This window comes from Sagittula sp. S175 (assembly GCF_049800975.1).
Taxonomy (GTDB): Bacteria; Pseudomonadota; Alphaproteobacteria; order Rhodobacterales; family Rhodobacteraceae; genus Sagittula.
In genome coordinates this window covers 1-14982 of record NZ_JBNAGB010000047.1, presented here as the reverse complement: position 1 = coordinate 14982, position 14982 = coordinate 1, and the positions used below count along the sequence as shown (strand labels likewise).

At 58.2% G+C, this 14982-nt stretch carries 9 protein-coding genes, 3 pseudogenes and 1 other annotated feature; of the genes and pseudogenes, 9 read left to right on the top strand and 3 right to left on the bottom strand.

The genetic code is table 11. From position 1 onward, the window contains the following. Positions 1-85 precede the first annotated feature (85 nt). The 6 genes and pseudogenes from tnpA (at position 86) to ACP16H_RS26000 (ending at position 4950) form a co-directional block, all read left to right on the top strand. Positions 86-514 (top strand): IS66-like element accessory protein TnpA, encoded by a 429-nt coding sequence (tnpA, locus tag ACP16H_RS26025; protein ID WP_425074650.1) that lies wholly within the window; start codon positions 86-88, stop codon positions 512-514. Continuing rightward, the gene (tnpB, locus tag ACP16H_RS26020; protein WP_425074649.1) at positions 511-864 is read left to right on the top strand and encodes an IS66 family insertion sequence element accessory protein TnpB; all 354 of its coding nucleotides are present in this window, start codon (positions 511-513) and stop codon (positions 862-864) included. The genes tnpA and tnpB overlap by 4 nt, the downstream gene beginning before the upstream one ends. 124 nt (positions 865-988) lie before the next feature. Continuing rightward, the gene (gene tnpC, locus ACP16H_RS26015) at positions 989-2479 is read left to right on the top strand and encodes an IS66 family transposase (protein ID WP_425074648.1); all 1491 of its coding nucleotides are present in this window, start codon (positions 989-991) and stop codon (positions 2477-2479) included. 60 nt (positions 2480-2539) lie between these two features. Continuing rightward, positions 2540-2710 carry a hypothetical protein gene (locus tag ACP16H_RS26010; protein WP_425075055.1) on the top strand — a complete coding sequence of 57 codons (171 nt, stop codon included), beginning with the start codon at positions 2540-2542 and terminating at the stop codon, positions 2708-2710. A 140-nt stretch (positions 2711-2850) separates the two neighbouring features. Beyond that, positions 2851-3865: pseudogene (locus ACP16H_RS26005) on the top strand (IS110 family transposase). A gap of 263 nt (positions 3866-4128) precedes the next feature. Next, complete coding sequence (locus tag ACP16H_RS26000) at positions 4129-4950, top strand: IS3 family transposase (RefSeq protein ID WP_425075054.1); 822 nt, start codon at positions 4129-4131, stop codon at positions 4948-4950. 554 nt (positions 4951-5504) lie between these two features. Here ACP16H_RS26000 and ACP16H_RS25995 read toward each other — a convergent pair. Beyond that, positions 5505-8822: a DUF4214 domain-containing protein gene (locus ACP16H_RS25995; protein WP_425075053.1), complete on the bottom strand. Its 3318-nt coding sequence runs from the start codon at positions 8820-8822 to the stop codon at positions 5505-5507. A 79-nt stretch (positions 8823-8901) separates the two neighbouring features. Next, positions 8902-9141: pseudogene (locus ACP16H_RS25990) on the bottom strand (transposase); the annotation flags it as partial. A gap of 401 nt (positions 9142-9542) precedes the next feature. Between ACP16H_RS25990 and cas9 the strand changes: the two are divergent. The 3 genes and pseudogenes from cas9 to ACP16H_RS25975 all read left to right on the top strand — a co-directional run. After that, positions 9543-12830, top strand: coding sequence for a type II CRISPR RNA-guided endonuclease Cas9 (cas9, locus tag ACP16H_RS25985; protein WP_425075056.1), 3288 nt, complete (start codon positions 9543-9545; stop codon positions 12828-12830). A gap of 238 nt (positions 12831-13068) precedes the next feature. Continuing rightward, positions 13069-13236, top strand: a complete 168-nt coding sequence (locus ACP16H_RS25980; RefSeq protein WP_425075052.1) for a hypothetical protein — start codon at positions 13069-13071, stop codon at positions 13234-13236. A gap of 66 nt (positions 13237-13302) precedes the next feature. Continuing rightward, positions 13303-13536 (top strand): annotated as a pseudogene (locus ACP16H_RS25975) (transposase); the annotation flags it as partial. Positions 13537-13706: 170 nt separating this feature from the next. Here the strand turns inward: ACP16H_RS25975 and ACP16H_RS25970 are convergent. Then, positions 13707-14929 (bottom strand): IS3 family transposase gene (locus ACP16H_RS25970; protein ID WP_425073750.1). Its coding sequence is split into 2 segments (ribosomal slippage): positions 13707-14641 and positions 14641-14929, totalling 1224 coding nucleotides; the frame shifts between segments, so codons are not numbered across the junction. Continuing rightward, positions 14532-14648: a sequence feature (AL1L pseudoknot), on the bottom strand. Its footprint overlaps the gene before it by 117 nt. Positions 14930-14982: the final 53 nt, after the last annotated feature.

Genomic DNA, 14982 nt, shown 5'->3' with positions numbered 1-14982 from the left:
GTAAGCGTTTCCTGGCCCCCACCTTCCAGCCGATAGCCTGACCTGCGATGCCGCGCCTGACGGATATTGGTGCGGGAGTTTCGCGATGGCAACTACGGGTGAGTTTCTCAGGGACTATGGCGTAGAGATACGGGGGAATGGTCAGCGGCGCTGGCCCGACGAGGTCAAGGCGCTGATCGTCGCTGAGACGTTGAAGCCGGGTGCGACGGTGAATGCGGTTGCTGCGCGTTATGGGCTTCGCGCGAACCAGCTTTCAGAATGGCGCAGTCGGGCACGCGATGGCCGGCTGGTTTTGCCTGCGGTTGAAGATGACAGCTTCTGTTTTGCGCCGGTCATGGTGTCGGATAACGGCGGGGTGCATGTGCCAGCTGTTGCGGGGCAGCCAGTCACGCCTGCAGCACCGCCCTCGGCACCAATCGAGATTGCGATGGGCCAAGTCACGATCCGATTGGACGCAGAGACGCGTTCTGACCGGATAGCCGAGATCGTGCGTGCAATCGGGGCACGGCCATGATGTTCCCTTCAAACCGCATGCGGGTTCTGGTCTCGACGCAGCCTGTGGACTTTCGCAAAGGTCACGATGGGTTGGCGGCAATCGTGTCATCGGTGCTGCGCAAGGATCCGTTCACGGGGACGGTGTTTGTCTTCCGCTCGCGCAGGGCGGATCGGCTGAAGCTGTTGTATTGGGATGGGTCTGGGCTGGTGATGGCGTATAAGCGATTGGAGGAGGCAACCTTCACTTGGCCTGCGATCAAGGACGGGATGATGGCGCTGAACCACGCCCAGTTCGAGGCCCTGTTTGCCGGGCTGGACTGGCGCCGTGTCAAGGCGCTGGAGACACGCCCACCCACTGCGACAGAATGAAACAACCATTCTCTTTTGCGTGTTTTTACTGGGGTTTTTATCATAATCTCGGGTCATGATTGAAACGCCTGTCATTGACCTTTCCACCATCCCTGCCGCGCAGCGTGCAGTGGTTGCGTCATTGATGGAAACGATCGCAGCGCTTCAGGATATTACCCAACGCCAACAGCATCTGATTGCCGAACTGAACCATGCCCTGCGTGGCAAACGGTCGGAAAAGCTGTCTGAGGATGAGCGGCAACTGGCCTTCGAGGACCTGTCCATCGCGCTGGCCGAGGTCGAGGCAGAGAAGGAACATCTGGCTGCCAAAACGGATGACAAGACGGCAGCCAAACCTGCGCCAAAGCGCACCATCGGCAACCTGCCCGCCGCACTGCCGCGCATCGAAGAGGTTATCGAACCCGATAGCCTGATCTGCCCTTGTGGCTGCGGCGTCATGCACAAGATCGGCGAAGATCGCAGTGAACGGCTCGACATCGTGCCGGCCCAGTTGCGTGTGATTGTCACCGTCCGGCCCAAATACGCCTGCCGGACCTGCACCGACGGTGTGACCCAAGCTCCAGCACCAGCGCACCTGATCATGGGTGGGTTGCCAACTGAGGCCAGCATCGCCCATGTGTTGGTCAGTAAATACGCTGACCACCTGCCATTATACCGCCAAAGCCAGATCCTGGCGCGCGCAGGCCTTGATCTGCACCGTGCCGTGCTGGCGGATTGGGTCGGCAAGGCAGCGTTCCACCTCAAGCCCGTCGTCGACCGGCTCGCCGAACATCTGAAACGATCCGGCAAGCTGTTCATGGACGAAACCACGGCCCCGGTGCTGGATCCGGGTCGCGGTAAAACCAAAACTGGCTATCTCTGGGCCCTGGCCCGCGATGACCGGCCATGGGGCGGTGAAGATCCGCCCGGTGTGGTCTACTTCTATGCACCCGGTCGGGCGGGCGAGAATGCCGAAACATTCCTGACAGGCTTTGACGGCATCCTGCAGATCGACGGATACCAGGGCTACAACCGACTGACCAAACTGACCCGCAAGGGCGGTGCCCCCATTCGGGTGGCCCATTGCTGGGCACACGCGCGCCGCAAGCTGAAGGAAGTCTTTGACCGCGATGGTTCAGAGATCGCCGCCGAAGGCCTGCGCCGCATCGCCGAAATCTATACCGTTGAAGCCGATATCCGTGGCGTCTCGCCCGGCCAGCGTCTGTCTGCCCGTCAAAGCCGCAGTGCTCCACTGGTCGTGGCATTCGGTGATTGGCTGCAAGCACAACGCCGCAAGATCTCCGCTAAATCCCGGCTGGGCGAAAAGCTGACCTACATCCACAATCACTGGGACGGTTTGCAAACCTTTCTGACCGACGGGCGCGTCGAGATCGACAACAACCGCGTCGAAAACCTGATCCGCCCCATCACTCTAAATCGCAAGAACGCCCTCTTTGCGGGTCACGACGAGGGCGGCATCGCCTGGGGCCGCATCGCCTCGCTGATCGAGACCTGCAAGATCAACGGCATCGAACCCTTCGCCTATCTCAAGGCCACCCTCACAGCGATCGCCAATGGCCACCCGCAAAGCCGCCTCGACGATCTGCTGCCGTGGAACTTCAAGCTGTCAAGCTAAACTGACCGTGCCGTCCAGCGACCGCTTACGTTTTGCGTGACGCGTTCGAAGGAGTTCACCATGTCCACAGCCCCGCGCCAGACCGGAAAAGCCATCATGAGAATTGTCTCCAAAACGTCCGGCGAACTGGTCGGCCTCCTCTACGAATGGGACAACGGTGATCTCCAGCCTTGGTGGCTTGAGGGAGAAGTCCAGGGAGTGCTGTACGAACCTATGTCGGCGGCATCCTGAGAGCGGTCGGTCACGTTTCGGGACTTTCCTGCAAATAGTGTTGATTTCCGCCCAGAACTGATGGGGTGGATACCCCCTCCCGACGGCATCGCAATGTGCCAAGGTGATGTGGGTCACATCACAGGAAGGAGGGAGTATCCATAACAGAAGTTACCATCGTTGGTCTGGATTTGGCAAAGCGGGTTTTCCAAGTTCATGGTGCGACGGCCGATGGCGGCGTTGCTATTCGCAAGAAGCTGTCACGGGGTCAGGTATTGGCATTTTTCGCAGACATGCCGCCATGCGTGGTTGCTATGGAGGCCTGTGCCACGGTTCACTGCTGGGCACGTGAGATCAGTGCTCTGGGACATATCGTCAGACTGGTGCCGCCTGCCTACGTCAAGCGTCAAAAGAACGATGCGGCTGACGCGGAGGCCATAGCTGAAGCAGCCAGCCGGCCGACCATGAGATTCGTCGAGCTGAAGTCACCCCGACAGCAAGCGCGCGCCATGGTCTTTCGAACCCGCGATCTGTTTGTCCGCCAGAGGACACAAACCATCAACGCGCTACGGGCCATTTGGCAGAACATGGCCTCATCGCACCTCAGGGTCTGTCAAGTCTCGCAGGGATCCAGCGGGTAGTTGAAGAGGGAACAGCTGATTTAGAACCTTTGATAGCCGAGACTGCCCGGATCTACCTTGAGCAGATCAATGATTTGTCCAGTCGCATCGCCAAGATGGGGGCGACACTGAAGCACGAAGCCGCACGTTCTGATACCTCATCGCGGATGATGACAATGCCGGGTCTCGGGCCAATCACTGCAATGGCAATCGAAGCCTTCGCTCCCACCCTGTCAGTTTTCAAGCGCAGTCGGGATTTCGCGGCCTGGCTGGGCCTGGTGCCACGACAACATTTTACGGGGGGTAAGCAAGTCTTGGGCCGAACGTCAAAGATGGGACAACGCGATATCCGGCGGCTGCTCATCATCGGCGCAATGTCGGTCATCCGCTGGGCTACCCGTAAAGGAACAATCCAGGGAACATGGCTACAAGCCATGCTGCTCCGCAAGCCACGCAAGGTGGTCGCAACGCGTTGGCCAACAAGATGGCCAGAGCACTCTGGGCGATGGAAACGCGGAAAGAAGATTATCAGGATCCACGACTGGCAGCAGCCTGACAGTGTCAGATAGCCAAGAGTGGGACGTCGGCGTGTGAGGAGGTCATAGACAGTAAGGACAAAAGATCGGTGACGATGGTTCTGGAAACGCATGGGGGTCAATGGGCTTCCAGCCCGCAGAACTGATTTTGCACCAGAGCCGCGCAGCTCCAGACCGGCCAACGGTCATGCAATTGCCGCACTACAGGCCTGATACATGACCGCACCCGATCACACGTCAATACTGTTCAAAAGCCATCTTGCGCGAATGGGGGTATCCTTACATGATCCGTCGCGTTCAGCAGGGCCTCTTGGCGGAAGGCGTCGCGGTGTCGATCGCAAAGCTCTGCATGTGGTTCGGTATCCCGAGGCGCACGGTCTACTACAAGCCGGTAAAATCCGTGCCGAAGGTCGATACCCGCTTCTCTGAGCCGATCAAGAAGATGATCGAGGAGGAGCCGTCGCTCGGCTATCGGACCGTGGCCTGGCTGCTGGGGTTTAACAAAAACACTGTGCAGCGGATCTTCCAGATCAACGGCTGGCAGGTGCGCAAGCGTGCCGTGGGAATGCGGCCGCGCGTCCAGGCCGTGCCGTCGGTGGCCGCAGCGCCGAACGAAAGGTGGTCAACGGATCTCGCCCGCATCTGGACCGGCAAGGACGGCTGGGCCTCGCTGGCCTTGGTGATCGATTGCCACACGCGCGAGCTTCTGGGCTGGCATCTGTCGAAGTCCGGCAAGGCCACGACCGCCAGTGTAGCCCTTGAACACGCGCTGATCGCGAGGTTCGGCACCCTGGGCCGGGTCGAAGATGAGTTCCTGTTGCGTTCCGACAACGGCTTGGTCTTCACCAGCCTGCACTTCACGGCCATCGTCCGCAGCTACGGGCTCAAGCAGGAGTTCATTACCCCACACTGCCCGCAGCAGAATGGGATGGTTGAGCGCTCCATCCGGACCTTGAAGGAGCAGTGCGTGCATCGCCACCGTTTTGAGACCATCCAGCATGCGATGCGCGCCATCGATGACTGGATTGCCTTCTACAACAAGCGCCGCCCTCATCAGGCCCTTGCCATGCGCACGCCTGCCGAGGCATTCAGATTAGCGGCCTAACCTGAGCAGATCCCGCTGGGTCGGTACAGCTCAGGTTACCGCTGGACTTCTACGTCTGAACAACTATCATTTATGCATCACAGTGAATCGATCATGCGCATTTGCGGCTGGACCTCAAGTTTTGAACAGCTATCGTAAACACCTCACCAAGGCCTTGTAACTCAAGGGACCTAGAGAGGCGCTTGTCGACTATCTGGCTCATGTCATATGCCCATGTTAAATTACCAAACGAGGGTGCTCGCCGGACACCTCGGGAACTAAGCCATCAGCGGATAAGAGTAGAAAAGTGCGCCCCGTAGGACGCGCTTCAATTTGTTGCTACATCGAGCTTTTTAACGGCTCGACCTCGTATTCTGAACAAACTCAGATTATCGCGAACGGCATGGACTTTCAAGTTGCGTACTCGAGATCTTCACGAAAATCTAGGTTGAGGAGTATCTAGGATTAATTGAGATGCGGCTTGGACTGGACATTGGAACTGGCCCGCCGCTTGCCGGTCCCTCATCCATAACGAAAGGAGTTATGGACGCGCTCTGATTCGCAAGGCGGGGACGTCAAATCAACAGGCATTCCGGATCCAAGGCAGCAGCATCGACACCTTCCAGGACAATGGAAACGCCACCGTCCTCGAAGACCAGGTCATCTCCCTCCGACCTAAAATGTGAAAGTGCAGTTGCCGTATCGGCATAGCCAAACCTCGTCAGGTCCAAGACATCCCAAGCCTCGAAGTCGGTAATCCGGTGCTGCCCATGCGATGCAAGATCAAAGACGAAAGCGTCGGAGAGTTGCCCCCCGGACAACAGGCTATCACCTTCGCCGGGAGTGAGGCGGTCGTCGATGCCGAGGCCGCGGATGTAACTGTTCACCGATGGCGCGGAGCGCGCGATGCTTTCCGCCGAGTTTATGAATTTCAACAACATGTCAAGGCGCGTCATCCCGCCATCGAGTGCCGCGGTCCACGCCGCGAGACCGGACTGGGCCGGCGCCCTCCCGAGGGTCATCTCAAACATGGCCGTGACGAACTCGGCATTCGCCGTTCCGCCGAAACGTGCGGTGTATTCCGGTGAACTCATGAAGCTGGTGGCCAGCGTTGGCAGCGTGGCCCCGGAATCGATGGCCTCTACGAAGCCCTCGAAACCGGCCGCGCCCGGTTCGCGCTGGAACAGGGTTGTGAACAGTCGATACAGGTCATCGACATGCCCGGCGGTCTCCCGCCCGTTCTCGAAGGCCAATTGTCGTGGAAGGGTCAAGTTCCGATGTTCCTGCGATTCCGAGATCGCCAGAACGACATCCGCGCGGCTCAGGCCAGCGTTAAGAACCGCGCTCCAATGGGCGACGCCCGCCGCTGCAGGATCGCGGTCCAGCGTGTTCTGGAAGAGCCGCGTGACAAACTCGGGAGCCGTCGTGTTGCCGTAGCGCGTCATGTATTCTTCCGATTGCATGAAACTGTCGGCGAGTTGCGCCAAGGTCAGGTCGCCAGAGGCAAGAAGCGTCGAGAAATGATACTGCCCGGCAGCGCGCGGCGCCCGGTCAAAGATGGTGTCAAACAGGCGGAACACCTGGCTTGCTTCGTCAGTGCCCCATAGTCCGTAACGATCCCCGGTCAGGATGTCGAAACCATCTCCCCCCTGTAGCACGTCGCGGCCACCGCCTCCGGTGATCACGTCAGTGGCAATCGTCCCTGTCAGCGTCTCGGACGCTTTGGAGCCGCGGAGGTATGTGACGTCGGGTTCATTGAAGACATCCGTGGCCACGGTCTGATCTGCAAAGCGGACGTATTCAACCCCGGTAAGAAGCGCGGACAGTCCAGCGCCTGCGAGCCGGAAGCCATCGCCTTCCCGCATCACCGTGACGTCGGCCATGTCAAACCCGAACTGCACCAAGTCGATCCCGTTTCCACCATCAACGATCTTGTTCCCGGTGGACAGCACGATGACGTCATCGCCATCGCCTCCGAAAACCGTGTCGGTGCCATCGCCGTCGACAATGTAGTCATTCCCCGATCCGCCATCGAGCAGATCGTCGCCGTATCCACCTTTGAGGGTATCATCGCCTTCACCCGCCCGAAGGGTATCGTTGCCGCCTCGACCGATCAGTGCATCCCGACCCAAGCCCCCCGTCAGTACCTCGCTTGTGTCGTCACCGTCCTGCTTCCAGATCTTCTTGATGGTAATCTCGGCCACGTCGTACGGACGAAGATCGAGCGCGACATGGCCAGTGGACAATGCGTTAGTCTCAAGGACGTCGATCAGCGGCGACACATCGGTTTCGGTGACAAAGTAATAGTCCTCTATGCCTTGCGGATTGGCGACGAGCGGCAGGATCGTGTCGATCGGAGGGAAATAGGTGGTGTACTGGCCGCCGACCATCTTCACGTGGTTCTTGTCTGTCGCGTCAAAGAACGGCAGGGCGGACAGCGCGTCGTATTCCTCCTGCGTGATGAACCGCCGCCCGATGCGCCCCGAACCATCGTCAAAGGCCATATCGGCCAGCCCGTCCGAAGTCGTGGTGTCGATGGTCAGGTGCCGAACATCGACGGACACGACATCCGCCAGGAATGGCGAGACATCGAGGTCAACCGTTCCCGCCGACAGGTCGCGTAGCGAGACATAGAAGACATCCGTGTAGACGCTGCTGTACAAGTTCACTTCGACCTTGCCTTCGCTCCCGGTTGAATCGGTCCAGATGCTCTCCATCGCGGCGACATGGCCGGTCTCGTCGCTGATCTCGCTGCGCAGGCTCTCGCGCATCATGGTAAAGGCCGCGCCGCCCATGGTCAGGTCCAGCCCCTCGGCCCCCTTGTTCCCGGCGATGTTGCTGCCAACCCGATGCTGGAACGGCCAAACAAAAGTCTCCTCAACCCCCGTCTGCACCATGAATTCGAACATCTCGAGCAGGATGGAGGCGCTGCTCGCACCGAGCTGTTCGTAGTTGCTGCCCAGCACGTTCCACTCAGTGATGACAAGATCAACATCATGCCCGAGATGCATGTTGAAGTTCTCGATCCGGTAATCCAAGCTGCGCTGTTCCTGCCAGGAATGGGCGAAAGCAGGATCGTCGGCGTGGTCAATATTGTAGTAATAATGCGCGACGGCGCCGTCTATGGCCGCCTTGGCGCGGGGGCTTAACCAGGATAGGATCGCCTCGTTTCCGAGATCGAAGGCCCAAGCCTCTCCCTTGTATGCGCTGCCATTTCCGTTGGTTTCCGACATCTGAATCAGAATCTTCGGATCATGCCCGAGATCGGGGCGGTCTACAGCCAGCCGCTCAATGGCGTCGAGCGAGGCATTTATCACCCGGTTCGCGATGATGCCGTATTCCGTCTCGTTCATGGCGGCGACAAAGTCGCTGTCGGGGTTCTCCTCCGGGTGCGTACTGCGGTCGGCATTCCTGTCGACTTGACCAATGGAATACTCGTTGCCGATCTCCAGCCCCGAAACGTGGTCACCGTATTCTTCGAGAAGGAGGTAGACGAAATTTTCCATTTCCGCGGCAGGAATGTCCGTCTTTGTCGGCAGGACCATCGTCACTTGGATTGGGTCTTCCGGCGTACTGTTGGCCTTGACCCATTCCATGAAGGCGCGGACTTCATGACGGAGCTGGCCATTTTCTAGTTTGGTGACATTGATGACATTCTCCGATGCGCCGCCGGGATAGCGCAGGTGATTGATATCCAAGGCCTCCACCGCGGCGTCGAAGCCGGAAGTTGGCCCGTTTGAACCATCGTAATTGACGTTGACGGCTTCGAGAGCATTGGCTCCGAAGTTGCTGTCCTTGACCAATTGTCCGGTCGCAGTTTGGTTCGTTATGGCGACAGAGTAAGCAGGCATTTTCATTCCCGAGTGCGGAGAAGGGTCCTGCAATTCGACCATTTGCTTATGTAAGCCGCTAGCGACAGGTATGGCTAAATCAAGGCATGTCATTAAACTTTGTGTACAACTGCGGCCCCTAGGCCTCATTGAGCAGGTCATTCTGCATGCTGACGTCTGCATACATGCGCTTCAGGGGGCAGGTCACCTCCGCTATGGCCTTCATCTCGCTGATCAGACCGACATCCATGCCGCCGTACTTCGCCCGCCACTTGTAGAACGTAGCGCTGCTCATGCCGTGTTCACGGCACAGCTCGGCAGCAGGCACACCGCCCTCCATCTGGCGCAGAACGCCCATGATCTGGGCTTCTGTGAAACGTGTCTACTTCATCGGAATTTCCTCGTTCATCCTGCCGAGAAAATTCTACTTCCGCATCCCCTAAGATCGGGGGATTACCCTGGTCGTCAGCATCTCGCGGACACGATTGCCGTCAGCCTGCTTCTCAACCAGCTCGATCAGCGCCATCCTCTCTTCGGACATCGTCGTCTCCGTTTCAGGTTCAAGGTCTCGCAACCCAAACCTTCTCCAAAGATCGGCGTTGGCCGCCAGTGTCAACGCCGGCCGCGCGCTGCGCTACGCTGGGGGCTCCGCGCGCGGCCTCCTACAACACCACCCGGGACACTGCCGACGAGGCAGAGCAAGCGCACAAGCCATTAACTTTCAAGTTGCATGTCCGAGTTCTTCGCGAAAACTTGGGTTGAAGAGCAATTCGGGTGATTGAGATGCGGCTTGGGCTGGACATGGGAACGAACTCAATTGGATGGTGGCTTTACGAAACCCACGGTGAGGAAAACGAGGCCAGAATTACTGGCGTCCTCGATGGTGGCGTCCGTATCTTTTCTGACGGTCGCGACCCCAAAACCGGAGCTTCGCTGGCAGTGGACCGACGTACTGCACGTGCCATTCGGCGACGCAGAGACCGATATCTACGCCGTCGCGCTACGCTGATGAAAGTTCTTGCGGACGTCGGCCTCATGCCTGCCGATCCGACAAAGGCAAAAAAGCTGGAACAGCTTGACCCTTACGACCTGCGTACCCGCGGCCTGGATGAAGCGCTGCCCTTAACACATCTTGGACGCGCCCTATTTCATCTGAACCAACGCCGGGGTTTCAAATCAAATCGCAAAACCGATCGCGGCGAAAATGAAAGCGGCAAGATCAGAGACGCAACCCAAAGACTGGACTGGGAGATGCGCGAGGTCGGAGCACGCACCTACGGTGAGTTCCTTTACATGCGCCGGAAAGATATGCCACAAAAGCCTGCTGAAAACGCGCGGCTCAACAGTGATGGCTCCCGGCTGGACTACCGAAAACAAAAGACAGTACGGACACGGCTTTCGGTAGCAACAAGAGGCGGTCCAGACGCAAACAAAGAAGCAGGCTATGATTTTTATCCTGACCGTCGGCACCTCGAAGAGGAATTTTACTGCCTGTGGGAAGCTCAGGCAGCCCATCGACCGGAGGTCCTGAACGAAAATCTCAAGGCATTGGTGTTCGAGAAAATTTTCTATCAACGCCCCCTGAAGGAACCGGAAGTGGGCCTATGCCTGTTCTCGAACCAGGCCCCTGTACCCAAAAATGAGCGGCGCTTGCCGAAGTCACATCCCTTGGCTCAAAGGCGCGGCCTCTTCGAAACGGTCAACCAGCTGCTCATCACAACGGATGGGCGAAAGACAAGGCCCTTGAATAAGGAGCAGCGCGATACTGTCATCATGGCGCTGGACAACAAGGCGCCTGCGAAATCACTTGCATCCATGACGCTAAAGCTTTCAGCGCTGGCCAAAGTCTTGAAGCTTCAGGAGGATGAACGCCTCACCTTGGATACGGGCGTTCGTGACAGCATCACCTGTGATCCTGTCCGAGCCAGCCTGTCGCACCCCGACAGGTTTGGGCCGCGCTGGTCAACCTTGAATTGGGAGGCTCAGTGGGAGGTCATCCGCAGTATCCGCGAAGTTCAAAACGGCAACGATTTTCGCGCGCTAAAAAAATGGCTGCGCGAGAACCATCAACTCGACAAGGACCATGCACAAGCCGTCGCGAATGCTCCCCTGCCCGACGGCTTCAGCCGCTTGGGACTAACTGCCACCCGGTTGGTGCTGGAGCATCTGAAGGCAGATGTTGTGACATATGCCCGCGCTGTAAGGCTATGTGGATGGCACCACTCAGACCAACGAACAGGTGAGTGCCTCGATCGTCTACCTTACTACGGTGAGGTTTTGGAACGCCATGTCACCCCAGGGACTTACAACCCTGACGACGATGACATCACCCGCTTCGGTCGAATTACCAATCCAACCGTTCACATCGGGCTGAACCAGCTTCGTCGCCTCGTGAACCAAATTATCGCGGTATTCGGCAAACCCGATCAGATCGTCGTGAAAATCGCAAGGGAACTGAAACAATCGGAGGAGCAGAAGCGCAAGACGATCAAGCGTATTCGCGAAACTACCGCCGACGGACAAAGACGCTCCGCTCAGCTGGACAAATTGGGTATCGCTGACATTGGGCACAACCGAATGCTCCTGCGCCTCTGGGAGGACCTGGGGCCTGCAATCGGCTCACGGTGCTGCCCCTACACGGGAAAGACTATTAGCGTTGACATGGTTTTCGATGGCTCATGCGATGTAAATCATATCCTCCCGTACTCCCGGACTTTGGACGACAGCTTCGCGAACCGAACTCTCTGCTTGCGAGAGGCAAACATGCAAAAGACCAACCAGACCCCGTGGGAAGCTTGGGGAAATAGCAAGCAATGGGAAACCATAAAGGCAAACCTCAAACACCTGCCTGACAACAAGCGCTGGCGCTTTGGCCCCGATGCGATGGCGCGCTTCGAAGAAGGCCATGGGTTTCTTGGCCGGGAGCTCGTTGACACGCATTACCTCGCCCGCATCACCCAAAGCTATCTTAACAACCTATTCACTGAATACGGACGCGTCTGGGTCGTGCCCGGACGCCTGACCGAAATGCTACGGAGGCACTGGGGTCTAAATTCCCTGCTGAGCGACGCCGACAAAGGACCAGCTAACGCCAGAAACCGCACGGATCATCGTCACCATGCCATTGATGCAGCAATCGTCGCGGCGACTGACCATGGCCTTCTCAATCGGATCAGCGAGACTGCCGGCAAAAGAGAGGAAGCCGGGCAATCCGCTGAGATGATTGCCCGAGATACGTCGCCACCGTGGAAAGGTTTTCGGGATGCTGTAGAGCGGCGGCTAAGCACGATGATCGTAAGTCACCGTGCCGACCACGGCCGGATTGACATAGCCATCTGCAGAAGTGATCGCTCCAGCACGACGGGACGCCTCCACAACGACACAGCCTACGGAATAGTTGACGAGAGCACGGTTGTCAGCCGTGTTCCCCTACAGTCCCTCAAACCAGCAGACATCGCGCTCACAAGCAGGGGCAAGAACATTCGAGACCTGCAACTTCAATCGGCGCTGGCTCTGGCGACCAAAGGCAAGGAAGGCAAAGAAATCGAGGCGGCCTTGTCGAACTTTTCCGCGAAACAGGGCCCCTATCAAGGTATACGGAGGGTGCGCCTCATCGAAACCTTGAACGAAAGCGCACGAATTGAAGTTGGCGAAGGCAAGAAAGGAAGCCCACTCAAAGCTTACAAGGGAGACAGCAACTATTGCTATGAGATTTGGCGTTTGCCCGATGGCAAGGTCAAACCTCAGGTCGTTACGACCTTCGAGGCAAATACGAGTACTGAAAAGCGCCCCCATCCCGCTGCCAAAAGGCTCCTGCGCATCTTCAAGAGGGACATGGTCGCCGTGGGCCGCAACGGAGAAACGGAAGTCTTTTATGTCCAAAAGCTGGACCCTGTGAACGGTCTGTTCCTTGCGCCGCACAACGAGGCAAACGCTGACGCGCGCAACCGCAACAAAGAGGATCCGTTCCGTCTCCTTCAGCTTGGAGCTGGACCAATCGTGAAAGCAGGGCTGCGGCGTGTACACGTGGACGAACTCGGGCGAATTCGCGACCCCGGACCTAGAGAGTAAGCTGACCTGTAATGTTGATTTCCACTCAAAATCGACCCGGGAAGTCGCCAGATTTCCATTAAGAATTGATGGGGTGGATACCCCCACCCGACGGCATCGCAATGTGCCAAGGTGATGTGGGTCACATCACAGGAAGGAGGTAAGACCGCATGTCTTTTCCACTGGCCCGGCCCTGCCGGATCAGCCTGTATTCTGGTCGTGGGGCGGTGGGTGCCGTCCGTTTGCGATGGAGGAAGACATGCGGAAAGCTCATGGAACGATCTACGTCGGAATTGATGTGTCCAAGGACAAACTTGCGGTCGCGATCGCGGGTGGAGAGCGTGGTGACGAGGTTCTCAGCCTTGTTACGTTCGAGAACACACCCGCCAGCGTCGGCAAGTTGCTGAAGAAGCTTGCCGGGCGGTAATCCCCCCCGATCTTAGGGGGGATGGGGAAGTAGAATTTTTTCGGCAGGATGACCGAGGAGATTCCGATGAAGAAGACACGTTTCACAGAAGCGCAGATCATGGCTGTGCTGCGCCAGATGGAGGGCGGTGTCCCTGCCGCCGAGCTGTGCCGCGAGCACGGGATGAGCAGCGCCACACTGTACAAGTGGCGGGCGAAGTATGGTGGCATGGATGCGAGCCTGATTTCCGAGATGAAGGCGATGGCCGAGGAGAACCGTCGCCTGAAGCGCATGTATGCAGACGTCAGCATGCAGAATGACTGAGGTGGTCAGAGGTGGTCCTGGAAATTCGACCAGTTTGCCGCCGTGCTAAGCTATAGCATTGGTTTCATTTCAGGCGGCAACCTTCGGATCCGGAGATCGCCTATCATAGGCCTCGTCCGGCGTCATGATGAACCGCGCCGGGTTTGCCGGAGGCTGGTTTGTCTTAGTTACGCGGCCATGTCTGATCTTTCCAGAGCGGCGTAGAAGTTTGCCTCGGCCTCTGCTGGTGGGATATTCCCGATGGGCTCCAGCAGGCGGCGGTCGTTGAACCAATCGACCCATTCGAGTGTGGCGTATTCCACGGCGTCGAAACTGCGCCATGGCCCTCGGCGATGAATGACCTCTGCTTTGAAAAGACCGTTGATTGTCTCGGCCAAAGCATTGTCGTAGCTGTCACCGACACTGCCGACCGACGGTTCGATTTCGGCCTCCGCCAGGCGCTCGGTGTATTTTATCGACAGGTATTGCGATCCGCGATCCGAGTGATGCACCAGTCCAGAGCCTGGTCGCCGCTGATGAACGGCCTGTTCCAGCGCATCGAGCACGAACCCGGCATTCGCTGTGCGGCTGACCCGCCAACCGACGATGCGGCGGGCAAAGGCATCGATGACAAATGCCACGTAGACGAAGCCCTGCCATGTGGCCACGTAGGTGAAGTCGCTGACCCAGAGCATGTCTGGCGCAGGCGTCTTGAACTGGCGGTTCACCTTGTCAAGCGGACAGGGTTGAGACCTGTCCGGGATCGTCGTCCTGTGTTTCTTGCCACGGATGGCGCCTTCGAACCCCAGATCCTTCATCAGCCGCGCCACCGTGCAGCGGGCCACATCGAAGCCTTCCCGGCGCATCTGATGCCAGACCTTGCGAACGCCATAGACCTTGTAGTTCTGCTCCCAAACGCGTTCGATCTCGGGCTTCAAGGCAATATCCCGCTTCGCCCGATCCGACAGCAGGTCGGGGTTCGCCCGCTTGGCCATGTGATCGTAGAACGTGGATGGGGCAATCGGCAGGTGCTTGCAGATCGGCTCGACCCCGATGGCGTCACGATGTTCCTCGATGAAGGCGATCATGTCCTGGACCGGCGGTCGAGCTCCGCCTGGGCAAAATATGCCGATGCCTTCCGCAGGATCTCGTTGGCCTGCTTCAGTTCGCGGTTCTCGCGTTCCAGCGCTTTCATCTTCTCGGCCATCTCGGTCGAGACACCGGCGCGATCACCGCGATCGACCTCCGCCTTCTTGACCCACTCGTTCAGCGTCTGAGGCGCACACCCGATCTTCGACGAAATCGACAGGATCGCAGACCAGCGGCTCTCATGCTGCCCTGCGTTGTCCAGAACCATGCGAACGGCTCGTTCGCGCACTTCGGGGGAATACTTGTTCGTCGTCTTGCTCATAATGCTCCATCCTACTCAAGAGTTGGAGCCTCCGGCAAACCCGGCGCGGTTCA

What these genes read in the sequence shown, in the direction of transcription:
- tnpC (WP_425074648.1), top strand. Translation starts at nt 989, where the DNA reads ATGGAAACGATCGCAGCGCTTCAGGATATTACCCAACGCCAACAGCAT.
- ACP16H_RS26010 (WP_425075055.1), top strand. Translation starts at nt 2,540, where the DNA reads ATGTCCACAGCCCCGCGCCAGACCGGAAAAGCCATCATGAGAATTGTC.
- tnpB (WP_425074649.1), top strand. Translation starts at nt 511, where the DNA reads ATGATGTTCCCTTCAAACCGCATGCGGGTTCTGGTCTCGACGCAGCCT.
- ACP16H_RS25980 (WP_425075052.1), top strand. Translation starts at nt 13,069, where the DNA reads ATGCGGAAAGCTCATGGAACGATCTACGTCGGAATTGATGTGTCCAAG.
- cas9 (WP_425075056.1), top strand. Translation starts at nt 9,543, where the DNA reads ATGCGGCTTGGGCTGGACATGGGAACGAACTCAATTGGATGGTGGCTT.
- tnpA (WP_425074650.1), top strand. Translation starts at nt 86, where the DNA reads ATGGCAACTACGGGTGAGTTTCTCAGGGACTATGGCGTAGAGATACGG.
- ACP16H_RS26000 (WP_425075054.1), top strand. Translation starts at nt 4,129, where the DNA reads ATGATCCGTCGCGTTCAGCAGGGCCTCTTGGCGGAAGGCGTCGCGGTG.
- ACP16H_RS25995 (WP_425075053.1), bottom strand. Translation starts at nt 8,822, where the DNA reads ATGGTCGAATTGCAGGACCCTTCTCCGCACTCGGGAATGAAAATGCCT.